The sequence below is a fragment of the Ensifer sp. ENS11 genome, assembly GCF_014851895.1.
Lineage (GTDB): Bacteria > Pseudomonadota > Alphaproteobacteria > Rhizobiales > Rhizobiaceae > Ensifer > Ensifer canadensis.
In genome coordinates this window covers 72968-94708 of sequence record NZ_JACVAN010000011.1, presented here as the reverse complement: position 1 = coordinate 94708, position 21741 = coordinate 72968, and the positions used below count along the sequence as shown (strand labels likewise).

General features: G+C 61.8%; 20 protein-coding genes, 1 tRNA gene and 1 pseudogene. 11 read left to right on the top strand and 11 right to left on the bottom strand.

Annotation, left to right across the window (positions count from 1 at the left end):
• Window positions 1-18: 18 nt before the first annotated feature.
• Both hisN and IB264_RS20790 read right to left on the bottom strand, forming a co-directional pair.
• The gene (gene hisN / locus IB264_RS20795; RefSeq protein WP_057205640.1) at window positions 19-792 is read right to left on the bottom strand and encodes a histidinol-phosphatase; all 774 of its coding nucleotides are present in this window, start codon (window positions 790-792) and stop codon (window positions 19-21) included.
• A gap of 419 nt (window positions 793-1211) precedes the next feature.
• A complete protein-coding gene (locus tag IB264_RS20790) occupies window positions 1212-2093 on the bottom strand; it encodes an N-formylglutamate amidohydrolase (RefSeq protein WP_025424822.1) in 882 nt (293 codons plus the stop codon).
• Between the two features lie 195 nt (window positions 2094-2288).
• Between IB264_RS20790 and cpdR1 the strand changes: the two genes are divergently transcribed.
• From cpdR1 to IB264_RS20770, 4 genes are all read left to right on the top strand, one after another.
• Window positions 2289-2651: a response regulator CpdR1 gene (gene cpdR1 / locus IB264_RS20785; RefSeq protein WP_025424823.1), complete on the top strand. Its 363-nt coding sequence runs from the start codon at window positions 2289-2291 to the stop codon at window positions 2649-2651.
• A 272-nt stretch (window positions 2652-2923) separates the two neighbouring features.
• A tRNA-Val gene (locus IB264_RS20780) sits at window positions 2924-2998 on the top strand.
• A gap of 565 nt (window positions 2999-3563) precedes the next feature.
• A complete protein-coding gene (locus IB264_RS20775) occupies window positions 3564-4226 on the top strand; it encodes a lysozyme inhibitor LprI family protein (RefSeq protein WP_057205638.1) in 663 nt (220 codons plus the stop codon).
• A gap of 415 nt (window positions 4227-4641) precedes the next feature.
• Window positions 4642-5334 carry an alpha/beta hydrolase gene (locus IB264_RS20770; RefSeq protein ID WP_057205636.1) on the top strand — a complete coding sequence of 231 codons (693 nt, stop codon included), beginning with the start codon at window positions 4642-4644 and terminating at the stop codon, window positions 5332-5334.
• Window positions 5335-5455: 121 nt separating this feature from the next.
• Here IB264_RS20770 and IB264_RS20765 read toward each other — a convergent pair whose 3' ends face one another.
• From IB264_RS20765 to IB264_RS20740, 6 genes are all read right to left on the bottom strand, one after another.
• On the bottom strand, window positions 5456-6133 hold the full coding sequence (locus IB264_RS20765; protein WP_025424826.1) for a peroxiredoxin-like family protein: 678 nt from the start codon (window positions 6131-6133) through the stop codon (window positions 5456-5458).
• A 299-nt stretch (window positions 6134-6432) separates the two neighbouring features.
• Complete coding sequence (locus tag IB264_RS20760) at window positions 6433-9711, bottom strand: adenylate/guanylate cyclase domain-containing protein (RefSeq protein WP_057217954.1); 3279 nt, start codon at window positions 9709-9711, stop codon at window positions 6433-6435.
• A 233-nt stretch (window positions 9712-9944) separates the two neighbouring features.
• Window positions 9945-10220: a hypothetical protein gene (locus IB264_RS20755; protein ID WP_057217956.1), complete on the bottom strand. Its 276-nt coding sequence runs from the start codon at window positions 10218-10220 to the stop codon at window positions 9945-9947.
• Between the two features lie 36 nt (window positions 10221-10256).
• Window positions 10257-10439, bottom strand: coding sequence for a hypothetical protein (locus IB264_RS20750; protein WP_025424829.1), 183 nt, complete (start codon window positions 10437-10439; stop codon window positions 10257-10259).
• Between the two features lie 118 nt (window positions 10440-10557).
• On the bottom strand, window positions 10558-11496 hold the full coding sequence (dapA, locus tag IB264_RS20745) for a 4-hydroxy-tetrahydrodipicolinate synthase (RefSeq protein WP_057217958.1): 939 nt from the start codon (window positions 11494-11496) through the stop codon (window positions 10558-10560).
• An 11-nt stretch (window positions 11497-11507) separates the two neighbouring features.
• Window positions 11508-12014, bottom strand: coding sequence for a hypothetical protein (locus IB264_RS20740; protein ID WP_057217960.1), 507 nt, complete (start codon window positions 12012-12014; stop codon window positions 11508-11510).
• 301 nt (window positions 12015-12315) lie between these two features.
• Here IB264_RS20740 and ilvD point away from each other — a divergent pair, with 301 nt between their 5' ends.
• Together ilvD and IB264_RS20730 are read left to right on the top strand one after the other, a co-directional pair.
• Window positions 12316-14154, top strand: coding sequence for a dihydroxy-acid dehydratase (ilvD, locus tag IB264_RS20735; protein ID WP_057217962.1), 1839 nt, complete (start codon window positions 12316-12318; stop codon window positions 14152-14154).
• A 162-nt stretch (window positions 14155-14316) separates the two neighbouring features.
• Window positions 14317-14745 carry a lipocalin-like domain-containing protein gene (locus IB264_RS20730; RefSeq protein ID WP_025424833.1) on the top strand — a complete coding sequence of 143 codons (429 nt, stop codon included), beginning with the start codon at window positions 14317-14319 and terminating at the stop codon, window positions 14743-14745.
• 59 nt (window positions 14746-14804) lie between these two features.
• Here the strand turns inward: IB264_RS20730 and IB264_RS20725 are convergent, their stop codons facing one another.
• A complete protein-coding gene (locus tag IB264_RS20725; protein WP_025424834.1) occupies window positions 14805-15209 on the bottom strand; it encodes a GFA family protein in 405 nt (134 codons plus the stop codon).
• Window positions 15210-15588: 379 nt separating this feature from the next.
• Here IB264_RS20725 and IB264_RS20720 point away from each other — a divergent pair, with 379 nt between their 5' ends.
• On the top strand, window positions 15589-16050 hold the full coding sequence (locus tag IB264_RS20720) for a MarR family winged helix-turn-helix transcriptional regulator (RefSeq protein WP_025424835.1): 462 nt from the start codon (window positions 15589-15591) through the stop codon (window positions 16048-16050).
• A gap of 12 nt (window positions 16051-16062) precedes the next feature.
• Here IB264_RS20720 and IB264_RS20715 read toward each other — a convergent pair whose 3' ends face one another.
• On the bottom strand, window positions 16063-16509 hold the full coding sequence (locus IB264_RS20715; RefSeq protein ID WP_025424836.1) for a MarR family winged helix-turn-helix transcriptional regulator: 447 nt from the start codon (window positions 16507-16509) through the stop codon (window positions 16063-16065).
• Window positions 16510-16570: 61 nt separating this feature from the next.
• Here IB264_RS20715 and IB264_RS20710 point away from each other — a divergent pair, with 61 nt between their 5' ends.
• From IB264_RS20710 to IB264_RS20695, 4 genes and pseudogenes are all read left to right on the top strand, one after another.
• Window positions 16571-17299 (top strand): thioredoxin family protein, encoded by a 729-nt coding sequence (locus tag IB264_RS20710; protein WP_025424837.1) that lies wholly within the window; start codon window positions 16571-16573, stop codon window positions 17297-17299.
• Window positions 17300-17422: 123 nt separating this feature from the next.
• Window positions 17423-17883: pseudogene (locus tag IB264_RS20705) on the top strand (DUF1579 domain-containing protein).
• A gap of 79 nt (window positions 17884-17962) precedes the next feature.
• Entirely contained in the window at window positions 17963-18733 is a 771-nt protein-coding gene (locus IB264_RS20700) for a VOC family protein (RefSeq protein ID WP_192434032.1), read from the top strand.
• A gap of 296 nt (window positions 18734-19029) precedes the next feature.
• Window positions 19030-20790 carry a GGDEF domain-containing protein gene (locus IB264_RS20695; protein WP_025424839.1) on the top strand — a complete coding sequence of 587 codons (1761 nt, stop codon included), beginning with the start codon at window positions 19030-19032 and terminating at the stop codon, window positions 20788-20790.
• Window positions 20791-20818: 28 nt separating this feature from the next.
• Here IB264_RS20695 and IB264_RS20690 read toward each other — a convergent pair whose 3' ends face one another.
• Window positions 20819-21727: a LysR family transcriptional regulator gene (locus IB264_RS20690; protein ID WP_025424840.1), complete on the bottom strand. Its 909-nt coding sequence runs from the start codon at window positions 21725-21727 to the stop codon at window positions 20819-20821.
• Between the last annotated feature and the right edge of the window lie 14 nt (window positions 21728-21741).

Genomic DNA, 21741 nt, shown 5'->3' with positions numbered 1-21741 from the left:
TCAGTCTTTTGAGAAAATTCAGCCTTTGAGAATTTCCAGCGCCTGCGCATGCAGTTCGGCGCTGCCGGCAGCGATGACTTCGCCACCCATTTCCGCCGGGCCGCCCTGCCAGTTGGTGACGATGCCGCCAGCCTGCTCGATCAACGGGATAAGGCCGCCGACGTCATAGGGCTTGAGCCCGCACTCGATGACCAGGTCGACATGACCGGCCGCAAGCAGCGCGAAGGCATAGCAATCACAACCGTAGCGGAACAGCCGCACCTTGTCCTGCAGCGCCTCGAAGCGGGTCTTGTTGTCGCCGGTGTAGAGATGCGGCGAGGTCGTAAACAGCACGGCATCTGAAAGCGCGTCGCAAGTGCGGGTCGACAGCACCTTGTCGCCGTCGGGTCCACGGTAGAGCGCCTGCTTGCCGTCGGCAAAGAAGCGTTCGCCGGTAAATGGCTGATCCATCAGGCCCATCACCGCATCGCCGTTGCGATAAAGACCGATCAGCGTGCCCCAGACCGGCAGGCCGGAGATGAAGGCGCGCGTGCCATCGATCGGATCGATCACCCAGACATATTCGCGATCGAGCCCGACATTGCCATGCTCCTCGCCGAGGATACCGTGACCGGGGAAATTCTCCTCGATCAGAGCGCGGATCGCGGCCTCAGCCGACTGATCGGCCTCGGTCACCGGATCGAAACCGCCCTCGAGCTTGTTGACGACGCTCGTGCCGATGCGAAAGCGCGGCAAGGTTTCCGCCTTGGCGGCATCGGCGAGACGATCGAAAAAGGAGCGGTCGGGCAGCATGTCACTCTCTTTAGGGAAAGAAGCAGGAAGGTCCAATCTGCATAGACGAAATCTGCAGAAAGGCAAACGGCCAAGCGACCGGCTGTCAGCGATCCAAGACGGTGGGCCGTTCCGATCGTTTCAGCGCCGTCGATCCGGTGAAATTCCTTTGCCGCACTGCAAAAGTTTTCACTCTCTCAACTTGACAATTGTGCAGTGCAATATTAGGGTTTTTGTGCAGTCACTTGTGACTGTAAATACCCTCCTTGGGTGTTTCCTCCCTAGACTTAACCGCGCCACCGGCGCGGTTCTTTTTGAGGTCTACTACAGCGCCGCGCGGCTTATTGGACGCGCAAAGGTCGCTGTAGCGCTTTGAATTGCTGCATGTTTTTATCCTTAAATCGAATAGGATTTAAGGAACATGCCATAGGGAACCGACGCTACTCCGCAGCAAGCGGCAGATAGGCGCCATAATCCTCGACATGACGCGCGAGCGACGCGATGAAGCTGGTGAGATCGGCGACCAGCGCGCCGAAACCGGGCTTGCGGACCAGCGTCGTCTCATCGACATAGAGCCCGCGATTGATCTCGATCTGCAGCGCATGCAGGCCGCGGCTCGGTCGGCCGTAATGTTCGGTGATGAAACCGCCGGCATAGGGCTTGTTGCGCGCGACGGTATAGCCGAGCTCAGCCAACAGATCGACGGCCATCCTCGACAGTTCCGCCGCGGCACTGGTGCCGTAACGATCGCCGATGATGAAGTCCGGCCGCTGGGCGCTGCCCGGCAGATGCACATTGCCGGGCATCGAGTGGCAATCGATCAAGACCGACAGGCCGAACTGGACATGCGTGCGGGCGATGAGCTTGCGCAAGGTGGCGTGGTAGGGCTTGTAGATCGTCTCGATGCGCGCCAGCGCGTCTTCGACGGGGAAGCGGCCGCGATAGATTTCCATGTTCTCGGCGACAAGCCGCGGCACGGTTCCAAGGCCGCCTGCCACCCGCATCGAACTGATATTGGCATGCGGCGGCACCGGCCCGTCGAACATGCGCGGGTCGAGTTCGTAAGGCTCGCGGTTGACGTCGAGGAAGGCCCGCGGGAAATGCGCCAGCAGCATCGGCGCGCCGAGGAACGTCGCGTTCTGGAACAGCTCGTCGACATAGTGATCTTCGGAACGACGGATCGCCAGCGCATCGAGGCGGGACTGATCGAGAAAGGCCTGTGGATAAGAGCGGCCGCTATGCGGCGAGTTGAATACGAAGGGAATCCGCTGACTTGCAGGTTCCAGAACCTCAAACAGCTCCCTCTCCGTCATCTCCCCCATCGGAACCCTTTTTACCATGTGCGGTTCTTGCTGTTGCCATCATGTTGCCAGTTGGTCGGCTCTGTGTCCATAGTGCGCCCACTCCGGTTTCTGGGGAGTTGACGCGTCGCGTTCACGAGATATTTACCCCGTTGCGGTTTGGATAGAACGCCGCAATCCATACGCAATGAATAAAGAGAAGCAACGGCCGAGTTCATGACTGTGAAAATCCTTCTTGCCGAAGACGACAACGATATGCGCCGCTTCCTTGTGAAGGCGCTCGAAAAGGCTGGCTACAAGGTCATGTCCTATGACAACGGCGCCAGCGCCTACGACCGCCTTCGCGAAGAGCCCTTCTCGCTTCTCCTGACCGATATCGTCATGCCCGAGATGGACGGCATCGAGCTTGCCCGTCGGGCGACCGAACTCGATCCGGATCTCAAGGTGATGTTTATCACCGGCTTTGCCGCGGTCGCGCTGAACCCGGATTCGAAAGCTCCGAAGGACGCCAAGGTCCTGTCGAAGCCCTTCCACCTTCGCGACCTGGTCGACGAGGTCAACAAGATGCTGGCCGCCTGAGGCCAGACATTTTTTCCACAGCTGCCGCCGCCGTCCGTGACACTTGGACCGGATCGGCGCAGACTTCAGATCGACCGCCGCGATCCACAGGGATCTCCGGCGGTCTTTTTATTTCAGTGACTTACGCGCAAAGCCCGGAAATTCGGACTTCCGGCAAGCCGCCACAGGCGGCAGACGATGACGGAAAACCGCCAGCAAAATTTCAGTCAAAAAACCTTCGAAAACCCTATTGACGCGAGAGCGGGTTCTATGGTCTATGCGCCTCATCGGATGGGCGTGTAGCTCAGCGGGAGAGCACTACGTTGACATCGTAGGGGTCACAGGTTCAATCCCTGTCACGCCCACCATCCAAGTTTCTGATAAAAAGGGCTTTCGGGAAACCGGAAGCCCTTTTTACGTTTTGCTTCCAAGGTTCATCGAACCTGCGGCCGATGACGCCTAAGCGCGATATTGGAGAGGATCAGAACAGCATGGGACGATCCGTGCCGGATCATCGGCACACTGCGGATTGCGCTAAATGGAAAGCGGCATGAATCGCTACTCGTTTACCTTGACGCAAAATCGCAAAGATTGCAGTATTCAATAGGATACAACTTAATTTCAAGCAGCGTTACGTTGTTGCACACACACTACAGCGGCAGGATATACACCAACATTTTCAAATCCTTCCGACGCAGCCACGCGCAAAATCGGCCTCGCCCTTCGTGATCAGGACTATGGGCAGTCTGATCGAAAACAGTGCTCGACAAGACCTTCGGGTCTTGCCTTGCGCCTGTTTCCTTCCATCCGATCCCATGGTCCTGAACAGAGTGGATGAATTTAACAGGCCCTGACCCTTGCCATCGAATTTGTGAAACCAACGGCACGCACAGTTCTCACGGGTTGTCCAACGCCACACGAGGAGACGGTACAATGAACAGATTTTTCGTTTTCGGTCTTGGTCTTTTCTCAATGTCGACTGCACCATCTCTGGTCCAGGCGCAGGAGGAGCCGAGCTTTGATTGTTCAAAGGCCAAGAGCCAGGTCGAAAAAGTTCTTTGCTCCGGCGGAGATTCCGGAATGGGGTGGATCGATCAGACCATGGCCGACCTGTACAAGGCCGTCCGCGCTGCGCCAGGCGCGGATGCCGCCACACTGGAATCGAGCCAGCGCGCCTGGCTTGCAAAGCGAGACCATTGCAAGGGTTCGGACGAGAAGGTGATGAATTGCCTGATCGACAGCTATCGTGGCCGCTATGCCGAACTCAGCTCCGCCTATGACCAAAAACATCTCACAGGCACGTACGGGAACGCGCGCGGCGTGCTCGACAGCGTGTTGTTTCCCGATGGCAACCTCTTGGTCAACATCTCGACCGATGTCGGCGCTCCCTCCTACGACTCCTGCTCGGTAACCTTCCGTGCCCCGCTTGAAGGGGAGGCGGTGCAGCACGTTTTCACGCCTGAGGAAATCGGCGCCGACGGTCAGTGCACGGTCGACTTGAAGATCACAGGTTCCCAGATCGATGTCACTCCCAAGGATTGCCGCGTTTTCTGCGGCAACTCTGCCTCGTTCGACGGCGCCTACAAGAAACAGTAAGGCACGATCGAGAACTTGATCGATAGATGAGAGGAACGGCGATCGTGCTTCGATGAAGCCGATCGTCTGCCTACCTGTGATCTGATCAACCGGCCCACCGTGACGGCATTGCCGTGCAAGCCACCGAGTGACGGCATCGACCGCAGCGGCCGCCACTGCGCGGAATATTCGGGGTAGCTCATGGATCGGCCAGCCTCGCCGCCCTACTTTGCTCTCGCGACCTGAACGCATCCGCCCGGCAGGAGGCACGCGCCATGTCGACGGCAAAGTGCCGAGGATTCGAGAGCCCTACCGCATGTTTCGTTAGACTGTATTCGATCTAAGGATAAAACATACAGCAATTCAAAGTGTTACAGCGACCTTTGCGCGTCTAATAAGACGCGCGGCGCTGAAGTGGGAAGGAAAGGAACGGACAATGCCAGCCATCAAGAACATCGTCCTGGTCCATGGCGCCTGGGGTGACGCCTCGCATTGGCGCCACGTGATACCGCCGCTGCACGCCAAGGGCTACAATGTCGCAGCGGTCCAGAACCCGCTGACGTCACTTGCCGACGACATCGACCGGACATCGAAACTTGTGGCCGCACAGGACGGGCCGACATTGCTGGTCGGCCATTCCTATGGCGGTGCCGTGATCACCGGCGCCGGCCACGCGCCGAACGTTGCCGGCTTGGTCTATATCGCCGCTTTCGCGCCCGACGAAGGTGACAGTCTCGGCAGCATCTTCGCCCGCCGCGACGCCCCTTCCGGTGCCGGCAGTATCCGGCCTGATAAGGATGGTTTCCTCTGGCTCGACCAGGCGACGTTCCGCCAGAGCTTCGGCCAGGATCTCGGCGAGACCGAAGCGCTGGTCATGGCCGTCGCGCAGAAGCCGATTGCAGGACGCTGCTTTGAAGACAAGTCCGGCCCGCCGGCCTGGAAGGTGAAGCCCAGTTGGTATCAGGTGTCGAGCCGCGACAACATGATTCCGCCGGAAACCGAACAGTGGATGGCGGAGCGCATCAAGGCGAAGAAGACGATCACGCTTGACGCGAGCCACGCGTCGCTGGCCTCGCGTGCCCCGGAGGTCGTCGCTCTGATCGAAGAAGCGGTCGCCTCGCTCGCCTGACGTCGGGCGTCGCGCCACCGGCTGCCCCGAACGACATTTTCATTTCGGGGCAGCATCGTCTTCGCGGGACGAACACCGGCGCCGGCCAAACGTGCCGCCGTCTATCGTCCACGGGCGGCGGTCAATGGGCGACGTTCGACGCGGCCGACATCAGCTCCTCTCGGCGAGGCACGCCGAACATGTTGTGTCCGTCAGCCGTGGCCTCGGTAAAGCTCCATCGCACGATGCCATCCCGATCGAGCAGGAACTCGCCGACGAGTTGCCCTTCGCCCGTCGCGATCATGCGTTCGTCGTCATGTGTGATTTCATAGCCGTCCGCCTTGTCGAGAAACGACGAGGCCGCCCAAGGATCCATAGCGGCCGGCAGCTCGCCCGGCATGTCAACCAGCATTGCCATGACGGTTTTCTTGGCAAGTTTGTGAGGCCAATCGTCCTCATCCTCGGTGAACTGAAGATTGGGTAAGCCGAACGCGCGGTGAGAAACCCGTTCCGGATCGGACGCCGCCAGCAGATGTGGCAGCGGATGGTAGCGGAAATAAAGGCGCGCCCGGTCGATCGGCGTGTTGACGACCGTCAGGCTCTCGACACCTTTTTCGCGCAGTGCCTCGTCGAGCTGCGCCATCGCCGCGATCTGGCGTCGGCAGAAGGGGCAGTGCAGACCGCGGAACAGGCCGACCAGCACCGGCTTGCGACCGCGAAAATCGTCGATGGAAATCTGACCGTCCTGGGTGATGGCGTCGAGAACCACGTTCGGTGCCCGGTCACCGGGTTGCAACGGTCCATTGTGCTGTTCAACCATAATCTTTTCTCCTTATGCCGATCGTGGGTCACGGAGATGTGGGGAGCGCGTCTCGCGCGGTGCGCTAAACGCGACCATCGCGTCGAACGCAGAGCCGGTTTGGCGACACAAGCCTACATTTCGGGCGCCCTTTCGCGGCCAATCCTACAGCGCCGCGCGTCTTGTTAGACGCGCAAAGGTCGCTGTAGCACTTTGAATGGCTGCATGTTTTTATCCTTAAATCGAATAGGATCTAAGGAAACATGCAGTAGAACCCGAATCGTCGTGTTTACCTTCGACGGACCTGCCCTGCAGCGCCCCTAGTCGAGGAATGGCAGTATCATCAACGCTTCGGGATCAAGACCGTGCCGTGTGCATATGTCGCGAGCCGAAGCGAAGTGCCTTTCCGCACCATCGAGGTCACCAGCATCAAGGCAGAGCGTCGCCAAGCCATCATAGCACGGAAACAACAGCTGTGCCTCTCGCGTTTCGAAAGCGAGTTCGAGAGCCTCCTCATACAGACGGCGCGCGACATCCGGGCGACCGTGGCACTGATCGATCTGTCCCAGCACCAGCAACGACACCGGCAGATGATCGCGCTGATCGAGCTCGCGGTCGATCGCGATCGCCCGTTCGGCAGCCGGAATGCCGTCGGCAGCACAGCGGTCGGTGAAGGTGCAGTAGGCCACCGCCAGATTGGAAAGCAGCCGCGCCTGGAAGCTGAGGTCGCCGATACGGTGGGCCATGCCGAAGCCGAACTTGCAGACCTCGATGGCCCGCCGTGGCTCGATGATCGTGTAGAGGACGGCAAGATTGGTGTACCCCCGGCAGGCCGCATTGAGCAGGTCGGCAGCCTCCGCGACCGAGACGCTGCGCTCGATCGTTGCGATCGCCTCAGTGCCGCGGTTGAGGCGCGCCAGCGCCACCCCTTTGGTATTGAGGGCTTCCGCCGTCACCCGATCCATTTCGCGCCGAGCGTCCGGTGCTTGCGGCACCAGCGCCCCGACACGCTTCAGGGCATCGTCGGCCCAGACGATAGCGTCGGCATAGTTGCCCATGCGAAAGGCAAGGTGGCCCCGTTCCTGGGAGAGATGGGCGCTTTCGATCGGCGCATCCGCGTCTTCCAGAAGCTGGGCCGCGTTCGCGAATGCCACCAGCGCCTCGTCGCGCCGGGCCGCCTCCCACAGGAGATGTCCGTACTTGCGCTGGATGCGGGCCGCTGAGACCCGGTCGTCAGTGGCATGATAGACGTCGAGCAGGGAAGCGTAGTGCCCAGCAGCCGCGTCGCGCCGCCCGGAAGGGCCGAGCAGATCGGCAACGCGCTCGCGGGCAGCAAGCCATTCGGTCCCCTCCTCGCCAGCGGCCGCCCAGGCGGCCATGGCCTGCTTGTAGAACCGTATGGCATCATCATTCGCATAGATCGCCTGCGCGCGTTCTCCTGCCGCCATGAGATAGCGCGCGCCCTTCGACCTATCCTCCGACTGGCTGAAATGGTGGCCAAGCAACGCCATCTCCTCCAGCCTTGTCGTCTGTGCTCCATAGCGGCGCTCAAGCTGGTCGGCGACAACGGCATGTATCTCCGCACGCCGACGCAGGAGCAGGTTGTTGTAGACCACCTCCTGCAGCAGCGTCTGGGTGAAGCGGTAGGTCTGCGCGCCCTGTAAGCGTCCCTCCCGCGTCTCCTCGATAATTTCGGCATCACACAGATTGTCCAGCGCCGCATCGATCGTGGCTTCATCGCCGGCAACGACACGCAGCAAGTCGACATCAAACCGCGGGCCGATGACTGCCGCATGGTGAAGCAGTCTGCGCGACCGCGGTTGCAGTCGGTCGATCCTGCCCAAAAGCATGGCTTCGATGGTTACGGGAATATCGACGGTGGCCTCGCGCTCGACCACGCGCCAGGCGGCCCCGAAATGCTTCAGCGCATCGACTTCGATCAGGCCACGTACGATTTCCTCGATGAACAGCGGATTTCCGCTGGCGCGCGCCAGTATTCGGCCCGCCAGCCCCCGATGCAGGCCATCGGTACCGAAGAAGGCCGAAAGCAGCCTGCGCCCTTCGGTCTCGGTGAGCGGCGCGAGCCGCAACGCCGTGAGGCTCGTTCGGCCAGGCTTCAGCCGATCGACCGCCGCGTCCGGGCGCTGCGTCGTCAGCATCATCAATGGACTGCCCTCCATCCGGTCGAGGATAAAGGCGATGGCATCGAGGGACGCGGCATCGGCCCAATGCAGATCCTCGATCACCAGCAGCAGCGGCGTTCGCGACAGGCGCCGCTCGAAGATGGCTCGCACGGCCGCAAAGAGCTGGCGACGCATCTGTTCCGGCTCGACATGGCGCAAGGTTTCGTCGTGCGTTCCCATCCCCAGGATGCGAAGGAAAAGCGGCACGAGCTGTTCAAGCTTTTCGGGCGCAAAGCCGATCTCGGCAAGCCCCGCTGTGAGCAACTCTGTCGTCCGCTCCAATGTATCGAAGGTCGAGATGCCATAGGCGCCGCGCAAAACAGATGCCAGAACACCGTAGGAAGGTTCTCCGAGCGGAGAAGAGCTAGCGCGACGAACGACAACGTGCCCGAAGCGCGGATCGACGGCGACCAGCGCAAGAAATGTATCGACGAGGCGCGATTTTCCCATCCCCGCCTCCCCGGACAGACGCACCAGTTGCGCCGCCCCGTTACAGGCGAGTTCCAGGCAATCGAGCAGTCGCTTCATTTCCGCATCGCGCCCGACCAATGGTGAAGTCAGACCCAACGCCTCCAGACCTCGTGCGGCACTAGGGGCGTCAAGAACCTTGATCAGACGGTAAACCTCGATGATGCCGGCCTTGCCGCGCAATGCGGTTGCACCCAGCGCCTCGTAGGCGAAGGCATGCCGGGTCACGCGGTGTGTCACCGGTCCAACGAGAATTTCGCCGGGTCCTGCCATGGACTGCAGGCGCTGCGCGGTGTTCACGGCATCGCCAGTGACCGAATAGGATCTGCTGTCTCCAGCGCCCAGGGCGCCGGCAACCACGGTTCCGGTATTCAAGCCGATATGCAGGCTGACCGGCGCACCGATGCGATCCTGCCAGCGCTCACCGACAAGGCTGCCGCGCGCGATCATGTCGATCGCTGCACGCAGGGCCCGCTCGGCATCATCCTCATGCGCCACCGGGGCGCCAAACAGCGCGAGCAGCGCATCGCCGATGAATTTGTCGACGAAGCCGCCATAGGTTTCGACCGCCTCGGTGAGCTCTGCAAAAAGTTCGTTCTGAAACGTTTGCAGGATCTCCGGATCCATATGTTCGCCAAGGCTGGTAAACCCGCACAGATCGGCAAAAAGAATGGTTGCCGTGCGGCGGTCGGCATTTTCGTTGTCGCTCGATACCGTCAGGGATGAGTCCCGCACCGCTCTAGGCTGGGGCATCACGGCAGTGTGCCCGGACGCCAGGACCTTTGCCGCCGTCGGCTTGTCCACCGGCGTCCCACAATTCGGGCAGAAGGCGAAACCTGGCAGACAGTCCGCGCCACAGCCCGGACACAGGCTCTGCTGTTTGGCTCCGCAGCTCGGGCAAAACGAAAAACGCCCCTCGATCTCGCAACCGCACTCACGACAATTCATTAATGGCGAACCTTCGAAGAGGCCCCGTGCTCCGCATGCTATCCAGAGCCGTTTGGACAAAATGTGCACAAAACAATGAACCCGCCGGCAAGGCTTTGCAAGCAATCGCTAATTAAGATTTCAAAGACTGACAGGTTACGAACAGGACGCGCCATGGCGCCCTTGGGAGGCATTCTGCATTCCTCTCCGTCGACCAAGCGAGCCCTTGGCCGACGGAAACAAAGACCTCGAAATCAGGGGTGGGCGCGGCGGCGGGACGGCCTGCGCACGCACGACCTGCCCGCAAAGGTACCGAGATCGATGGCGGCGCCGTCCGGCGCCCGGCAAACCTCTTCGGGGTGCCGATCGCTTGCTTCGATGGCGAAATGGATCGCCGCCGCCTCATTGGTGAAGAGCCCTCCGACCAGTCCCTTGCGGTCGGAGACAACCCACCATCCATGACTATCGCGCCCGACGACGAAACGCGCGCGCGCCAGGAAGCCACACCGTACCTGCTGCATACTGCCCATGATCGAATGGTCCTCGTTGATGAAGAGTGCGGCGACTCAGCCGACAAACCAGGGGATGACCATCTGGATGGCATAGGCGAGCCCAAGCACGATACCGAGGCGGATGCCGATGCCGAGAAAGGCGTCGCGAACCACACTGTTGGAGGTGGCATAGTTATCGCTGCCCTCCGACCGGCGTCTTTGTTCCGCCTGCGCGGCAAGATGGGGAAAGCGTGACATGGTCTGTCTCCTTTGATGTGTTTGATGTGTAGCGCGCGCCGTGTCGGCCGCGCACAGCGGCAAAAGCCGTCCGATCTGCGATGATATGGAAAAGTCCGTTGATCGCCGCGACGCGGCCTCAGCTCGCAAGCGCCAGTGGCAAGCTCGGGCTGGCATGGGAGGCGCTGCGAACCTCGGCCAGCGGTTCGAGCGCTGAACGGATCTCGGCTGCCGTCTCCGGCGACACCGTCGTCAGCGGCAGCCGCACGTCGGGGCTTAAGCCTCGTGCCAGATGCAAGGCGTATTTGATCGGCCCCGGGTTGGTTTCGCGCTCGAGCGCGATAAACAGAGGTTGGAGCCGCTGATGGATGGCGACAGCCGCTTGGGCGTTGCCCGTTGTGATCGCATGATGCAACGACACCATCAGCCTCGGCACGACATTTGCGGCCACCGAAATCGTGCCGTGCCCGCCACAAAGGTTGAACGGCAGCGCCGTCTGGTCGTTGCCCGAGAAGTGGCAGAGCTGCGCCTTGATCGATGGCGACGATGCGAGAAAGCGGCCGACGTCTCCCGTCGCGTCCTTGATGCCGACGACCCCAGGCAACTGCGCCAATCGCTCGAGCGTGCGCGGCGCGATATCGACGCCGGTGCGTGAGGGCACGTTGTAGACGATGACAGGCAGATCGACCGCCCGGACCACCGCCTCGTAGTGGCGATAGATCCCGTCCTGGGAGGGCCTGCTATAGTAGGGCGCAACGATGAGGGCTGTGTCGGCGCCGAGCGCCTTAGCTTCCGCGGTCAGTTCGATCGTCGTTTCGGTAGAGTTCGTACCCGTGCCGGCGATTACAGGGATCTTCCGCTCAGTGACCTCGACGCACCGTTCGATGACTACTCTACGCTCAGTGCGGGAAAGCGTCGCCGCTTCGCCGGTCGTTCCGCAGGCGACGATGCCGGAAATGCCGTGGCGGATTTGCCATTCGACCAGCGACATCAGGCCGACGGTATCGACCTTGTCGTCCTTGAATGGCGTAACCAACGCCGTGATCGCCCCTTCGAGGCGAAGCCAATGATCGCTCATGGAAATGTCCTTCAGGTTGGAAGATGGCCGCGGCGGGTGCTGTCGCCTTCGATGGAAAGCTGATGGAAGCGGCAGCATTGCAAGAAGGCCGAAAGGATCGCCGACGCCAGATCGGCGTGGCGCACCCTGAATGTCACGCGTCCGGCACCCTCAGGCGCATAGCGAAGCGCGCAGGTCCACACCCCGCATTCATGGCTGAGGGTACGCAGGCAGAGCTTGGCTTCGGTCGAAGTCGTCAGTTGGATCACGGCATCGACCAATGCATCAGCGGCCATGAGTTTGCGGAAGCGGCGCGACGGCCAGTCTTCAGCGACCAGTTCAGTCCTGTCGCGGAGCAGCCGTACCGCCTCCCAGACGTGATGTTCACGCAGACGGCGCACCACCGCGATGCGCAGAAGCAGGAGCTTCAAGGCATCCGGCCCGCCGTCGGCGCGATCCGCTCCCTCAAAGGGGCTGATGCCGGGCTGGCGATCCGGCGTATCGGAACGATGGCGAAGGCTGAAATCGTAAAGGGTCATGATGCTCACCCGTTGTCGATGAGTGGAGGCTACCCCTGCCCCGCGTCCGGTTTCGATTGCGACTTGCATCGGCCGGCATAAGATTTTCATAAGGGGATCACGTGGCGGGTGTCCAAGGCAAGAGTACAGCGCTAGATTGGCGCAAGGGGTCGATATCCGGCCGAAATGCAGGCATTGTCGCGTCGAAATAATCTGACGCAAAAGATGACGTGCACGCAATTTTGCGCTAGGTAGCCCCTGCACTGGCGGTCGATGACCGCCACATCAGCCAATGACATTTCGTCCTTGAAGGAAAACGTCCATGCCTGCCTATCGCTCCCGCACCACCACCCACGGCCGCAACATGGCCGGCGCCCGCGGCCTTTGGCGCGCGACGGGCATGAAGGATGGCGACTTCGGCAAGCCGATTATCGCGGTGGTCAACTCCTTCACGCAGTTCGTGCCGGGCCACGTCCACCTCAAGGACCTCGGCCAGCTCGTCGCCCGCGAAATCGAAGCGGCCGGCGGCGTCGCCAAGGAATTCAACACCATCGCCGTCGATGACGGCATCGCCATGGGCCATGACGGCATGCTCTATTCGCTGCCGTCGCGCGAGATCATCGCCGACAGCGTCGAATACATGGTCAACGCCCACTGTGCCGACGCCATGGTCTGCATCTCCAACTGCGACAAGATCACGCCCGGCATGCTGATGGCGGCACTGCGCCTCAACATCCCGTCCGTCTTCGTGTCCGGCGGCCCGATGGAGGCCGGCAAGGTCGTCCTGCACGGCAAGACGCATGCGCTCGACCTGGTCGACGCCATGGTCGCTGCCGCCGACGACAACATCTCCGACGAGGACGTCAAGGTCATCGAGCGCTCGGCCTGCCCGACCTGCGGTTCCTGTTCCGGCATGTTCACCGCCAATTCGATGAACTGTCTGACGGAAGCGCTCGGCCTGTCGTTGCCGGGCAACGGCTCGACGCTCGCAACGCATGCCGACCGCAAGCGCCTGTTCGTCGAGGCTGGCCACCTGATCGTCGACATCGCCCGCCGCCATTACGAGCAGGATGACGACAGTGTGCTGCCGCGCAACGTCGCCTCGAAGCAGGCCTTTGAAAACGCCATGGCGCTCGATATCGCCATGGGTGGCTCGACCAACACCGTTCTGCACATTCTCGCCGCCGCCCATGAAGGCGAGGTCGATTTCACCATGGCCGACATCGACCGGCTGTCGCGCAAGGTTCCCTGCCTGTCCAAGGTGGCTCCGGCCAAGAGCGACGTGCACATGGAAGACGTGCACCGTGCCGGCGGCATCATGTCGATCCTCGGCGAACTAGAAAAAGGCGGGCTGATCAACCGCGATTGCCCGACGGTGCACAGCGAGACCCTCGGCCACGCCATCGACCGCTGGGACATCACGCGCACGACGAGCGAAACCGTGCGCAACTTCTTCCGCGCGGCCCCCGGTGGCATTCCGACCCAGGTCGCCTTCAGCCAGGAAGCCCGCTGGGATGAGCTCGACACCGACCGCGAAAAGGGCGTCATCCGCTCGGTCGAACATCCCTTCTCCAAGGACGGCGGCCTTGCCGTGCTCAAGGGCAACATTGCGCTCGACGGCTGCATCGTGAAGACCGCCGGCGTCGATGAGAGCATCCTGAAGTTCTCCGGTCCGGCACGGGTGTTCGAAAGCCAGGACGCATCGGTCAAGGCCATTCTCGCCAACGAGATCAAGGCCGGCGACGTCGTCGTCATCCGCTACGAAGGTCCGAAGGGCGGCCCGGGCATGCAGGAAATGCTCTATCCGACGAGCTATCTGAAGTCGAAGGGCCTTGGCAAAGCCTGCGCGCTGATCACCGACGGCCGCTTCTCCGGCGGCACCTCGGGCCTTTCGATCGGCCACGTCTCGCCGGAAGCGGCGAACGGCGGCATGATCGGCCTGGTGCGCGAAGGCGACATGATCGACATCGACATCCCCAACCGCACGATCAGCCTGCGCGTCGACGAGGCGGAACTCGCCAGCCGCCGCGCCGAACAGGACGCCAAGGGCTGGAAGCCGACCGAGGTGCGCAAGCGCAAGGTGACGACGGCCCTCAAGGCCTACGCCGCCTTTGCCACCTCCGCAGACCGCGGTGCTGTTCGCGACCTCGGCGATCTCTGAGCCGACGACGGTTAACGAGACGGAAGGCTCCCGCTCGCGGGGGCCTTTTTCATGCGCGTCGCGACCTTGCGACCACACGCGCCGCTACCAGGCTCAGCCGGCCTGTTACGCACACAATTCACCTGCTATTTTAGATTGATCTAATTTTTGTAGGGGTGGACGATGACAAACGCGGCGAACCTGCTCGGCACCTGGAAAATGCTCTCCTGGACCCGCAAGGCGGTGGTATCGGGCGAAATCAGCGATGCCATGGGTCCGGACCCCATCGGCTATCTCTCCTACCAGCCGGATGGCCGCATGACCGCGGTCGTGGTCAAGCGCAATCGACCCGTGCCGAACGGCGCAACCCCCACCGACGAGGAAAAGGTCGCACTGTTCGATTCGATGCTTGCCTATGCCGGCTCCTATACGCTCGAGGACGGCAAGGTCATCCATCATGTCGAGGCGAGCTGGAACCCGGCCTGGGGCGTTTCGGACCTGATCCGGCCGTTCATGCTGGACGGCGACCGGCTAGTGATCCACAGCGCGCCGGGCGTCGACCCAACAACCGGCGAAGAGGTCACCTATCACCTTGAGTTCCGCAAGGTTTGAAGACCGTTCCACCAGGGCCCATCGATGCAGGAGCATTGCATGACGCCCGATGCAGCAGCCTAGAGGTGGCGTGTCTCGGCCGGCGGGTGGAACCAGTTGTTGTTGCGGCCGTCCATGTACTTCACCGGCGCTTCGGCAAGCACGGCGGGATCGAGATCATCGAGCGTTGCAACATTGACGGAATAGTAGGCGCCGCCGATTTCCTCGATATAGCCATGCCCGTAGGCAGCAATGCCGCAGGTCTTGCAGAAGCGGTGATGCACGCTGTCGCTGCCGAACTGGTAGTCGGCGATATCGACTTCTTCGGCCTGCAGCCGGAACGCATCCGGCTTCACGATCGCGCCCCAGTAACGCTTCTTCCAGCAGATCGAGCAGTTGCACTTGCCCGTACCGGCGTCGAGATCGATGTCGGCCTCATAGCGGATCTTTCCGCAATGGCAGCTTCCCCGATAGGTCATTTTCATTGACTATACTCCCAGACCAAAACAGCGCCTTCTCAAGGCGCCAACATGACAACTTACTGTCATTTACCCCTCCCACAATGACAACATATTGTCAATTGCGCTCTACGATGGAATGCTGAAAGTAGGGAAAGCAGACGGACCGAGCACGATACTCAAACGATGCACCGAATTTAGAGACGCCGGATCCCCGAAGGGGCACTGGCCCAGTTGTCGTTGCGTCCGTCCGTATAGACGACGGGAGCCCCCGCCGGCGCCGAAGGGTCGAGGTCGTCAGGGCAGGCAAGATTCCCTTCGTACTATCAAAACGCTTGCGACGAGGACGCCTCCATGACAACATGCTGTCATTATTCACCATCGCGCAATGGTAGTCTCTTCCAACATGAATGACCCTGTTCGCACCCCTGCCGGCGACGCCTTCGCCCAGTTCGCCATCTCGGTGCTTCGCCTGGCCGGTCCGTTGACGGCGGCGGGCGACACGCTCGCCAAACCCTCGGGCCAGACCAGTGCGCGTTGGCAGGTGTTGGCGGCTGCAAGCCACGCACCGATGTCAGTTGCCGATGCCGCCCGCGCGCTTGGCCTTGCGCGACAGGGCGTACAGCGCATCGCCGACCTGCTCGAAGAAGAGGGCTTGATCGCCTATGGCGACAATCCGGCACACCAGCGGGCAAAGCTGATGGTACCGACGCCGCGCGGCGAGGAGGTGTTGGATGAAATCAAGGCCAGGCAGGCCGTCTGGGCGAATGCCGTTGGCGCGGAACTCGGAGAGGAGCAGTTGCAGCGAGCAACCGCATTGATCGGTGAAGCCATCGGCCTGCTGCGGGATCGCCAGGCGACGGGCTAGAAGCAGGATCGATCAGGCAAACTGCAGGAGATCGGAGCGCAGACGCTCCGGCCCGCCCTCACCGAGCCTCACGCCCACGATCGCGTGGGTCGCCTTCCAGATCGGGACAGCCCGTGCCAGCAGGCGCTCGCCCTCCGGCGTCAACCGCAGCCGACGCGACCGTCGGTCCTCTTCGTCAGCGAAAATCTCGACGAGCCTGCGCCGCTCCAGCGGCTTCAGCGCTGCCGTCAGCGTCGTGCGATCCATGGCAAGCAGCGACGCTACCGCGCCCATGTTCGGCGGCGCCGGACGATTGAGCGACATCAGCAGGGAAAACTGGCCGTTGGTAATGTCGAGCGGCCGCAAGGCATCGTCGAACTGGCGGGCGATCGCACGGGCCGCGCGCTGGACATGCAGGCACAGGCAGGTGTCCTTCACGAACAATGTGGTCTCGAACGGAATGACGGGTACTTTTGACATGACTGATTAATGTTGATATCAACGTAATTAGTCAAGTGCAACGTTGGAAGGAGGAGCGGGCATGAGACAGGATCATGCAGTCGTATCGTCGCAGGAATGGCTGAAAGCGCGAAAAGCGCTTCTGGATCTGGAAAAAGAACACACCCACCTCAGAGACAAGGTCAACGCGGCACGCCTCGCCTTGCCCTGGGTGAAGATGGAAAAATCCTACGTCTTCGACACGCCTGATGGCCAGAAGTCCCTGGCCGAACTCTTCGACGGGCGCAGCCAGCTCGTCGTCTATCACTTCATGTTCGGCCCGACCTGGGAGGCCGGCTGCCCCGGCTGCTCGTTCCTCGTCGACCATTTCGACGGCATGCTGCCGCACCTCAATCACCACGACGTGACGTTGACCGCCGTCTCCAACGCGCCCCTCTCGAAGCTCGAAGCCTACAAGAAACGCATGGGCTGGCGTTTCCCCTGGGCTTCGGCCGAGGGCAACGGCTTCAACAGCGACTTTCACGTCGCCTTCACGCCGGCCGAACTCGCTCAGGGCAAGGTCGTCTACAACTTCACCGAGACGGAAAGTGCCAACGCACACGAGGAACTGCCCGGCCTCAGCGCCTTTCAGAAGACCGACGACGGCACCGTCTACCACACCTATTCCACCTATGCCCGCGGGCTTGAGGAAATGGTCGGCACGCTGATGCTTCTCGACCGCGCGCCGAAGGGACGAAACGAGGAGGGCACACAGGGTTTCGTGCGCCGCCATGACGAATATGGCGATATGCCCAGACGCAAAGCCGGCTAAGCCTCCCGGCAACTGCGCCCGGAACGGAACCTTTCGGCACCGGGCGCGTTTCTTTTCGCTTGTATCTCTGATCCACTCGTATCTCTGATCGATTTTCACGCGTCCCGGGGAGAGGAAGCTTCGGTGAAGGCAGAACCGGAAGAAGCGCATCGCTGGCTCGAGCAACTGCTCGGCGATTGGCAGGTGCGCACATCCGGCGCGCCGGAAACAGGCACCCCATGGACAGAGCATGTTCGCAGCCTTCAGGGGCTCTGGGCGGTCTGCGAAGGCCAGGGCACGATGCCAGACGGCAGCTTCGGCCAGACCTTGATGACACTTGGCTACAGCCCCGAAACCGGACGCTTCGTTGGAACCTGGGTCGGCTCGATGATGACCCACATGTGGATCTATGACGGCGAACTCGAACCTGACGGGCTGACGCTGTCGCTCTATTGCGATGGCCCGGACTTCGACGCTCCAGGAAGGAAGGCCAGGTATCGCGACGCCATAACCATGGCCAATCCCGGCGCCTGTTGACGGCCCATGTCAGGACGGTTGAGGGGGCCTGGAAGGAACTGATGACGGCGGAGTACAGCCGCCTCTGACGGGGATTTAAAACACATCGCTTGGCCTCGCCGGCCTCGTTCGGCGCCGGCTTCCAACATCGCAACCGGAGGACATAAGATGGCAGGCCATCACGGCAAATTCGTCTGGTACGAACTGATGACGACGGACACCAAGGCGGCAGAAACCTTCTACAAGGACGTCGTGGGGTGGGACGCCCGCGACGCCGGCATGCCCGGCGTCAGCTATACCCTGTTTACGAAAGGTGAGCGGCAAGTCGCGGGCCTGATGACCATGCCCGAAGGCGCGCTCGAGATGAACGTGCCCCCCGCATGGCTCGGCTATATCGGTGTCGAAGATGTCGATGCGGCGGCGGCAACGGTTGCTGCCAAGGGCGGCAAGATCCACCGTGCGCCCGACGACATCCCCGGCATCGGCCGCTTCGCCATCGCCACCGACCCGCATGGCGCGGTTTTCGCCCTGTTTACCGGCATCGGCGACCCGCCGCCCGCCGTTGACCCAATGATGCCGGGCCAGATCGGCTGGCATGAACTGATGTCCGGCGACCTCGACACGGCCTTCCCCTTCTATGCCGAGGTCTTCGGCTGGACCAAGGATCACGCCATGGATATGGGGGAAATGGGCACCTATCAGATCTTTGCAATCGACGGCGTGCAGGCCGGGGGCATGATGACCAAGCCGAAGGACATCCCGTCCCCCTATTGGCTCTATTACATCAACGTCGCAGCGCTCGACACGGCCATAGAGCGTATCAAATCCGGTGGTGGCAAGATCGTCCTTGAGTCCTTGGAAGTACCGGGCGGAGCCTGGATCATCCAGGCGCTCGACCCGCAAGGCGCACTCTTCGCTCTTGCCGGCCAGAGAGGCTGAACGCAATCGCGATCGAAACGGACCTGCCTGACGTCCATCGATGGGCTCCAGGCAGGCCGATGATCACCGCTCATCTGGCAGGCGCCCTGCAATCGGCGCCCGGCGTGCGCCGCACGCATCCCTCAGTTGCGGTTTAACCCATGGTATTTTAGGGTATTTCAGGGATATTTAACACCTTATGCGATAGTACATGCGGCATGTATCACTGATCGCGGAAAGCATTCCTTCTCCGCGACAAGAAATTGTCGCGACTCCGGCACGATAGCCGGTAGCATTGGTGGACCAACTTCGCGCAAATGACCAATCACACCAACAATGAGCTCCAGCGCGGCGAGAACGGTCGCAACCTTCGCTCAGCGAAGATGCTGCGCCGCAAACTGCAGTGGCTGATCGCCATCGTGGTCGCCTGTACGGGTGTGCTTGCCACCGAAATCATCGCCGCGTCCTATTCCGACTTCGTTGTTGCTCGACGCAACCTTGCGGAAGTCATCGCGTTCTGTCGTGTTCTGAACACGGCAACCTATCTCTCGGCCGAGCGTGGGCCGTCGAATGGGGTGATGGGCATCGGCGTCGGCCCGGGTTCTCCGGTTCAGGCGCGCCTTGTCGAGTTTCGGGCGCGCAGCGACGCAGCCCTTGCCGAGATCGTCGCCGGCGCGACCGATGGCAGCCGGTCGGAGCCGGCGACGGCACTTTCTCCCATTCTTGCCGAAGTCCAGCGTCGCCTTCAGCTCGGCCGTGCCGAGATCGATCGCATCGCCGCCCTGCCGCCGGAACGCCGCGACCTCAAGGAAATCCAGATGGCGATCGAAGGCATGTTTGCGGTGATCGACGCAATGCGCCCCGCCTTCGACTGGAACATCCAGCGCTTGACCAACACCGATCCTGATCTGGCGGGCATCGCCATCGCCGCCCATATGCTCGCCAATCTGCGCGAGGATGGCGGTCGGCTCGCGTCCCAGGTCATGGCTCCGGTCGCGGTCGGAAGACCGCTGGAAGCCAAGAACATCGCCGACAGCGAGCGAACCCGCGGTCGCCTGCAGGAAATCTGGTCCGTCGTCGGCAAGCCGGGCGCATTGCCCGGGCTGAAGCCGAAGAACATCGCCGATATCGCTGCGATCGAGCACCAGTTCTTCGGCGAAGGTTTTGCCATCGTCGACAGCGTCGTTTCGGTCGGCAGGCATACCGGGCATTACCCGATGACAGCGGAGCAATTCACCGACCGCTACGTTCCGAAGATGAAGCCACTCGAGATCCTTCGCCGCGATTTCATGGATGCCACGGTCGAGAGGCTCGCCAGCAGCAAGACGCAGGCTTCGGTCAAGCTGGCGATCGCCACCACCGCAACCTTCGCCCTGTTCATCGTTCTTCTCGTTCTCATGCGCCGCGCGCGATCGCTGGTCTTCGAGCCGCTGCTGCTTGCGCGCCACAGCATCATCGAGCTTGCCCATGACCGCCCGATCGCCCGATTGAGCGGCAAGGGCGGCGAAGGCGAAATGGGACGGCTGTTCGATGCGATCGACGTGCTGCGTCAGAGGCTCGACGAGCGCACGCTCCTGATGAAGCACCTCGAACGCCAGGCCGAGACCGACGAACTGACCGGTCTGCTCAACCGTCGCGCGCTGGAACTCATCGGCGGCGCCGAGGATGCGGCGGGTAACGACAAGAACGCCTGCCTGATCCTCATGGACATCGATCACTTCAAGCAGATCAACGACACCCACGGCCATCTTGTCGGCGACATCGTGCTGAAGGAAACCGCCCGCATCATCCGCTATTCCGTGCGCTCGTCCGATCTCGTCGCGCGTTTCGGCGGCGAGGAATTCGCCGTCATTACCCCAGGCGACGATCTCGAGGCAGCGCGCGCCCTTGCCGAACGCATCAGGTCCAATCTTGCGCGCGCGCCAATCACCTTTGCCGACGGCAAGGAGCTGAACGTCACCGCAAGCTTCGGCGTCGCCGGGGCCGACGCCAATCCGGGCTGGAAAGGCCTGATCGAAAGCGCCGACACCGAGCTCTACCGCGCGAAATCCGAAGGACGCAATCGCGTCTGCGGCTGACCCGACAGCCGGACACCCCGTCTCCTCGTCACCCGGACAACCGTGCTCGCGCTGCCAGAAAATCGAGCATCACCCTGACGCGGGACGGAAGCGCCCCGCCCTGGCCCTGAAACACGGCGTGAAAGGTCTCGCGGTCCCCCGGATTGAGATGCTCGACCAGCGGCACCAGCCGGCCGGCATCGATGTCATCCCTAACGGTAAAGGTCGCCATCCGTGCCAGTCCAACGCCGGCAAGCACCAGCCGGCGCAACCCCTCCCCGTCGCTCACGCGCAGCTTCTCGCTCGGCGGCAGCAATATCGCTTCGCCATTGGACAATAGCGGCCAGCCGTCGACGGACCTGATATAGCTGAGGCTTAGGCGATTGTGCGCCATCAGCGCGTCAAGGCTCTCGGGCCTGCCGCAGCGCTCGAGATAGGACGGCGCCCCAACGATGGTCATCGACGTGCTGCCGAGCTTGCGTGCAATCAGCCTCGAGGCTTTGAGCGGACCGGCGCGGATTGCGATGTCGACGCGCTCCGCCATGAGGTCGACGACGGCATCGGTCTGGATGATGTCAACCGAAAGCTCCGGATAGGCGCTCAGAAATTCCGGCAGCAGCGGCATCAGCACATGCGTGGCAAACGATGCGCTGGCGTTGAGACGAACGCGGCCCGCCGGTGCATCGCCAGCAGCCGCCTGTCTCTCCGCGTCATCGATATCGGCGAGAATGCGGGCCGCTCGCTCGTGGAAGGCGCAGCCCTCCGGCGTCAATTGCAGTTGCCGCGTCGACCGGTTGATCAGCCGAACGCCGAGCCTTTCTTCCAGCCGCTGCACCAGCTTGCTCACCGCCGATGGCGTCATGCAGCATTCGCGTGCCGCCGCCGAGAAGCCGCCGAGCTCGACAGCCCTGACGAAGACGGCCATTTCGCCGGATCGGTTGATCGAATTTCGCGACATGTGACTTCAACTCA